The 6,457-nt window shown below is 50.0% G+C and carries 6 protein-coding genes; all 6 read right to left on the bottom strand.

Going from position 1 to position 6,457, the window contains the following annotated elements; all coding sequences use genetic code 11:
• Nucleotides 1–13 precede the first annotated feature (13 nt).
• The 6 genes from HQ41_RS03845 to HQ41_RS03820 are packed head-to-tail and all read right to left on the bottom strand — an operon-like array spanning nt 14 to nt 5,146.
• Entirely contained in the window at nt 14–250 is a 237-nt protein-coding gene (locus HQ41_RS03845) for a hypothetical protein (protein ID WP_044188171.1), read from the bottom strand.
• Nucleotides 247–735 (bottom strand): hypothetical protein, encoded by a 489-nt coding sequence (locus HQ41_RS03840; RefSeq protein WP_052405270.1) that lies wholly within the window; start codon nt 733–735, stop codon nt 247–249. Before HQ41_RS03840 ends, HQ41_RS03845 begins: the two co-directional genes overlap by 4 nt.
• Complete coding sequence (locus tag HQ41_RS03835) at nt 722–1,465, bottom strand: RAMP superfamily CRISPR-associated protein (protein WP_044188168.1); 744 nt, start codon at nt 1,463–1,465, stop codon at nt 722–724. The genes HQ41_RS03840 and HQ41_RS03835 overlap by 14 nt, the downstream gene beginning before the upstream one ends.
• Nucleotides 1,462–2,634, bottom strand: a complete 1,173-nt coding sequence (gene cmr3 / locus HQ41_RS03830) for a type III-B CRISPR module-associated protein Cmr3 (RefSeq protein WP_044188165.1) — start codon at nt 2,632–2,634, stop codon at nt 1,462–1,464. Before cmr3 ends, HQ41_RS03835 begins: the two co-directional genes overlap by 4 nt.
• 2 nt (nt 2,635–2,636) lie before the next feature.
• Entirely contained in the window at nt 2,637–4,217 is a 1,581-nt protein-coding gene (gene cas10, locus HQ41_RS03825) for a type III-B CRISPR-associated protein Cas10/Cmr2 (protein ID WP_044188161.1), read from the bottom strand.
• On the bottom strand, nt 4,214–5,146 hold the full coding sequence (locus HQ41_RS03820) for a hypothetical protein (RefSeq protein ID WP_152567331.1): 933 nt from the start codon (nt 5,144–5,146) through the stop codon (nt 4,214–4,216). Before HQ41_RS03820 ends, cas10 begins: the two co-directional genes overlap by 4 nt.
• Between the last annotated feature and the right edge of the window lie 1,311 nt (nt 5,147–6,457).

Genomic DNA, 6,457 nt, shown 5'->3' with positions numbered 1-6,457 from the left:
AGGGGGATAGTATTCAAGGCTCCCAAAGCCGCTCAAACACGCAAAAAACACCGAGAAAGATACAAGAAACTTTGAGCGGCGCATTGCGCAATAGTCTCTCTAGAGGCTCGATAAACCTCTGCTCCAGCCTCTGAACCCCAACGAGTGGGTCGTTCGTATGCCCGAACTTCTCTGGCACCTTGAGTTGCCCCTCGTTATCGAGCCTTAGGCGATCGAAGTAGTCCCGATAGTACCATTTGCCGTAGTTCATTCGTTGCCTCCTTCCTTCTTGTTCTTCTTATCCTCCTTGTCTTCCTTGATCTCAAAGGTGCGTAGGGCGAGCTTGAGGGCGACGATGTACTTGAGGAGCTTCCCCTCCCACTTCTTGATATTTGCTCTCTCTGCAATCCGCTCTAGGTTGCCGCCTTGCCCTGCGATGATCTCCTTGATGAGTGTCGTCGGGGCAAGCTCTCGCCAATTGATCTCCTCTCGCTGCTCCTCGGGGAGGTGCATGTAGTAGAGGGCTTTGAGCCAAAGGCAGGGTTCGCCCTCGGTGTTGTTGCCCTCCCGCTTACTCTTGTTGTAGAAGATGAGCGTAGGGAGGAGGCCCGACTGGATGATGCTCGGGCCCATGGCGTTGATGTAACCCTCATTCACCTTGGAGACTTCTCCCTTGGCATTGGCGATCCCAACGGTCTCTAGAGCCTTAATGGCTGTGGGGATAAGCCGCTGGATCTCGTGCCTATTGATGATCATGGCTCACCTCCTCTCCACCCTTTGAGTTAGCATTAGGCTTATCTGTGAGGCACTCGATCTTGCAAAAGCCATAGCCAACAGAGCCATTCGCCCCGATCTGCACGACCTTGCCGTGGAGGGCTTGGTTGAACTGCTCGAAGTAACTGTCGCCCTCGGGGTAGGTTACGAAGAAGACGAAGCACGAGGCGGAAGGCGTAACCTCCTCGTACCAAAGGTTTTTGCTCTCGCCATTGTCGAGGCAGTTGCGGGCGATGATAGGTAGGCTCTCGATAGCCTCCTCTAGCTCCTTTTCCTTCTGCTCATTGCTTATGGCGGTGTCCGCCTCTAGACGCTGCTTTAGCTGCTCAGAGGCTGTGCCCGAGAGCTGCTGGTAGAGCTCGTAGACCTCCGCTTGCCACTTGGTGTGCGCCCCTAGGGTGTAGCCCTGTGCACTACCATCTCTCAGCGGATAGGCCACGAGGTTCGCTTGGAAGAAGCTGAAGTGCCCAATGCCATTCATCGGCTCATTGCCTCCTCTTGTGCCGAAGACGTGGTTGATCATCGGATTATTCTCGCCTAGTTGGGTGGTCATGAACTGCCTGAGTGCGCCCTTGAGGCTCGAGGCATAGATGCAGGGACGTCCAGAGGCGACATCTCGCTGTACAGTATTGTCTACGGCTTGATAGCTTGCGCCGCCCGTGCCGACGTGTAGGTTCGTGAGGCACTTGATGAGAAAAGCTGCTGTTTTCATATAGTTGCTGTATTTGTTGCTTGAGTATTGGTAATGAGCTGGGTATAGTTATAGCCAATTTTGTGGAAGGTGGAGGCGTGTACTTGTTTTTGGAATGCCTCCGCTTGGTCTAGAGAGTCGAAGTAGAAGATCGAGCCACGGGCATAGAGCTCCATCTCTTCGCTTACGCACATATTGCCTTGGGTATCGACCTTATCCTTGCTACGTGTACTATTTCTATTGTAATAGTGCTTTGTCTTCCTTACGGAGGTGATGACCCGTGCGAACTCTCGGATCTCAGTGAGGGAGAAGGCTGCCCCCTCGAGTGCCTTAGCCTTGATATGCGCATCCGAGAGGAGGAGTACAGCGTGGTAAGTTTCCTCGGAGGGGTAGAAGGCTTGGCGTATCCGCTGGGTGTAGCTTTGCTCATAGGCTGGAAGTTTGTCTACTGGGATACACTCCATCACGAAGCTCTGCCGCTCGCCCCCGAAGTGCACGAGCTTGCGCAAAGGGAGCTTGCAGGACTCGCTCGCCTCGAAGTAGCAGGCAAAGCTATACTTGCCCCTGAAGCGATAGAAGACTTGGTAGAAGAATGCATCTTCCCGTACCCCACCCTCGTAGTCCTTTGTGATACCGACACGGCAGTCCTCCTCGAAGAACTCCTCCTCGGCGACCAGCTTGCCCTCTGAGCTCACCCACACCGAGCTCAGCCCATTCTTAGGCGAATACAGCTCATCGGGCTGCTCCGACTCCTGGAGCAAATGCAGCCTTTCCTGGCCCTCTCTTTGCTCCCTCACGAGCTCTAGCCGCCTGAGCTCCTCTGCTCGCCTTTGGTAGCGTAGTCCTGCGGGGAAGTAGGCAATCTCCTCTGCCGCCCCCTGCTCGATTAGGAAGACTGGCGAGAGTCCTTGGATCTGCCCGAAGTTATTGTCTGCAGCTGTTGTCGAGAAGCTACGAGGGCCGATCAGTTCGTCCGCTTTCTTCCAGCAGACAATTTTATTACCCTTGAAAGTTTCCTCCCCTGCATGCTGGAGGTACTGGTAGCGCAGTAGACCTAGTATCGTCGTCTGCTGAGGCAGGCGAGCCGAGCGCACGAAGTAATTGACGTTGCCCGTCTCGAAGGTGTTCTTTTGCCCAAAGAAGAATTTCTCCACGGGCGTTAGTTTTACTAAATATGTAGATGTAGGCATAGCTATCTCTCCTCTGTATCTGTGATGAATTGGCAGTAGCGCAGCAGGCCATAGATGAGCTTCTTGAACTCCGAGATTTCCTTCGGCTCCTTTACCCTATGCTCTAGGCTAAGCTCATACATGAAGTCAAACACTTGAGCCAAGAACCCCTTATAATCGGTGTGAATATCCTCGTCAAAGAAGTTCGCCCTCAGTGCATCCAGTCGTTTCTTTCTCAGCTCCTTGTCCTCGATCTGTAGGATCGGTACGACCACCGTGTCTAGCATATCATCGAGCCAATAGATTAGCCCCTCGATCATGACCTCCTCATCCTTGCTCAGGCTTCGCATCAGCTCGAGAGCCTCGCTATATAGTTTCGGGCTCTTTTTCTGCTCTCCCCCTGGGGGTGGAGCCGAGTGGGTACTCTCCTTGCAGGGCAGGGTGAACTCGATCGTACGCCCGCTGTGCTTGCGGATCGAGACGGCTACTCGATCTCGCCCACTGCTCTTGGCCTGCCCGAGTAGCTGATTAGCCACCTCAATCGCCTCGGACATAGGGCTCTTGTAGTAGAAGATGCTCACACCGTAGGAGAGGCTCAGTCCCTCTGCCCCCTTGACCGCCGCCTTAAACCGCCCGAAGCACGCCTCTACAGACGAGATGATATTAAAGATGTCTTCGTTGCGCTTGTGGCTGTAGATTGGCACGAAGAAGAAGAGATCGTCTCCGCCGATGTAGACGGGCACAGTACGAGGCGAAGCAATATCCTTGGCTACCTGTACCGAGAAGTCGAAGAAAGCTTTGGAGAACGCTTTCATCTCCTCGTCCTTCAGCTCTGCGATGAACTTGCCGAAGCTATCGCCATCGGCTTTGACTACGGCCAGATACTTGTAGCAGTTGCGGTAGCTCTTTTGCAGTAGCTCGTACTCGTACACCTTAGCGTAATTGATTGAACCCTCCTCGTCCGAGCAGGCCTTGACCTGCTCATCATCCATCCAGCCCGATACAGCGATGAGAGAGGTTGTAGCGAATGGGATCTTCTCCCCGATCTCCTGCGTGATAAAGCTATTGTTCTGAGCGAGGAAGGGTGTGAGGTAGTCGTTCGTGGAGCTAGTTGCCCTCTGCCGTAGCTCTAGGGTGTCGAGATATTGGTTGAGCTTGCTGATGATACCCTTCTTCTCCTCTCTCTCGATCCTAACCGAAGAGATCATGATGTAGTCCTCGAGATACTGCCTTAGCTCTTCGAGACTAGGAATATCATCGGTCGCCGCATCGGGGTTATTCTTCCAGAAACTATCGTGTAGCTTAAAAGCAAGATGAGCGAGGATGTCGCTTTTCGTGTCCTCAAGAATTTGATCGCTTAGCCCTTCGCCTCGAATAAAGGCTCTGTCGGGGAATAGCCCCACGCCCGAGAGTAATGCCTCGCTAGAGGTAGAGTCGTATGCAGGCGAGAGGATTTCCAGCCCTTCAATCTTGCTGATACGAGATAATAGCTCTCGCATAATCCAAGAGAACATGTAGCTGGCACTCCAATAGGCCTTAACCTTGCGTGCCTTGTCGAGCGTCTTGCCGATCGGTCCTATCGTGATAGCGGTGTATGTGGTCATAGTTTTTTGATGTGTTGTGCACAATCTTTGCTAGAGAGAAAAGTCGTTAGCTTAAAGTCCTTGGAGGTTCTTACCCATACTTGCTTCATTTGTGGGGCGCAGAAGTCAAAAGCGGCTCCTCGCATTTGCTTTGGTATTGGTTGGGCAATGATATACACTTTATATGCTCCATCAATACTGATAGGTTTGTAGAGCAGTGGAGTTGGAAATCGCTCGATAGTATTCGTTTGTGATTTGCTTCGGCGACGATTATACTTGACCCTGATGGATACCTTTTTCTTGCCTTTCCCTCTGAAGCTATACACATTGGTCAAACCAAGAAGAGCCCTGGCGAATACATAGCTTCCCGGATCGCTTGGCTTTTGATGGTTTAGGAGGCTCTTACAGAGGTCGCGTTCAGTTTTACCCCCTAAATACTCTCTGAGTGATTTGGTTTTTATCTTTCGATGCTTGTCTTGGATTAAATCAAATACCTTACTGATAGCTTCATCTACATCGTCCTCAATGGTTTCAGACCCCGAGTCACCAATAAGGAGGTACACCTGCCTCTCAGCAAAAGCTTTGGGAAGATTTTCATCGACATGCCACCCCTCCCCATCAATCGCACCTATCGTAAAAGAGCCAAAGCCCTTAGTTTGCCTTGCGCCAAAGTTGTGTAACACAAAGAACTCAGGTAGATACTTCCTGAGTTCTTCCAGTAGAACACTATGCTTAGTATATATCTTACCTTCTATCTTATTGGAAGACATAACAGCGAAGGTAACTAACTCTCCTTTTATTTCTCCCCCTTTCACACCTTCTTGATTGGCAAAATAAGGAGAAGGGGCTAGCACTTTAATACCCTCTTGTCTCTTTTGCTCCTCTTCACACTCTTGCTCCTTTCGAGGATTGTCTGCTATATCCTTTTTCTTGTCTTTGGATTCACTCAAAGGCAAGTAGCGTTGGTGAGTACTTTCTTGATAAACGGATAGAAAACTTAGTTTGTAGCTCAGAGCGTCCTTTTGACCGGGGATAAGCCAGTTGTTGGGGATAGAAATCTTATCACGTTTGAAGCACTTGAGCAGAAACTTGTCGAGCTTGGGCTTGACTTCGGAGGCACGGAGGGTTGCCCCTTGGTAGTCCGCTTGAAAGTGGATGATGGGGGTGTGCTGGACGAGTTCGAATGATAATCGGTACATAGTCGGAGCTTATTGGTAAATACTTCTCTTTATTAAATTCTTAGGCCTAGCTAGTGGGTGTCTTCCGCTTATGCTTGGGTTGAGTGCTAGGATAGTATTTTTTCGCCTATTTATATTTCGAGAGCAACCTTTTTCGAGTGGTTCCCTACTTGCTTGTTTCTGTGACTTGTAGAGCTGTACCCTAATGCCAAATCGCTCAATGCAAAAGGCGATGTGTCATAATGCACAAACTGCTGTGTTGCTTGCGACATTCGGCTTCGATCACGTTACTTTAGTATGCTCCCGTCAGCCTCAGTCTTAGCGCCTTACATTTTGCGGATTCTGAGACACCTTAAAAGGGGCTGCGCCAAAATTCAATTTTGACACAGCCCCATTCTTCTACTTTTTGGTTAAGGAGTGTTAAGGATTTACCAAGGATTTTCGGGAAATAAGCAGGCAGTTTATAAAGGCAGATAGAACTGTTGCACTAAGTTGAAGGGAACATTTAGTCGGATTGATGGATACATCTGCACGAATAAGCCCACCAAAACAAATAAATTGAAGGAGTGAAACATCCAAAAGTATAGGATAAGTGTATCAAACCCCTCCAAATACACCCACATATCATTGATAATAAATATGTTATAAAACCACGTTTTAAGGGGCTATTTCTACTCGTCTGGGAGGTAAGAGCAGAAACGTGTTCAGACGCAGCCTAGAGGCCGCTAGAGGGCAAATACGCAGTCTGCCTCCATGCGCCCACATCTGGATCGAAGCCTCCTCCAGAGCTCTGAAGAGTGAGCTACTATCAACAGAATTCAAAAAAAATGTTTCATAGAAATCCTAAAGCATCGCTTGGCAAAGCCCCCAAGCCTTTGCCTCACCAAGCCTGCTACACGACATATTACTGGTCTTGTATGCCCGACCAAGGAGTAATAATACAGCAACCAGAGAGACGGGAAAAGATCCACAACAGCCAGTGAATTGCAGGGCACCCGCATCAAAATAGGCTTATCTTTGAGTTATGGATGTACAAGATTATTTTTCTAAGGTAGAAGACCCACGGGTAGTGGGTCGTTGCAA

The organism is Porphyromonas sp. COT-290 OH860, from assembly GCF_000768935.1.
Lineage (GTDB): Bacteria > Bacteroidota > Bacteroidia > Bacteroidales > Porphyromonadaceae > Porphyromonas.
The sequence above is the reverse complement of the archived record's forward strand: the minus strand, read 5'-3'. Positions and strand labels throughout refer to the sequence as shown.

Excerpts from the sequence above, each read along its gene's own strand:
- HQ41_RS03840 (WP_052405270.1), bottom strand. The coding sequence starts at position 735 with ATGATCATCAATAGGCACGAGATCCAGCGGCTTATCCCCACAGCCATT.
- HQ41_RS03845 (WP_044188171.1), bottom strand. The coding sequence starts at position 250 with ATGAACTACGGCAAATGGTACTATCGGGACTACTTCGATCGCCTAAGG.
- cas10 (WP_044188161.1), bottom strand. The coding sequence starts at position 4,217 with ATGACCACATACACCGCTATCACGATAGGACCGATCGGCAAGACGCTC.
- cmr3 (WP_044188165.1), bottom strand. The coding sequence starts at position 2,634 with ATGCCTACATCTACATATTTAGTAAAACTAACGCCCGTGGAGAAATTC.
- HQ41_RS03835 (WP_044188168.1), bottom strand. The coding sequence starts at position 1,465 with ATGAAAACAGCAGCTTTTCTCATCAAGTGCCTCACGAACCTACACGTC.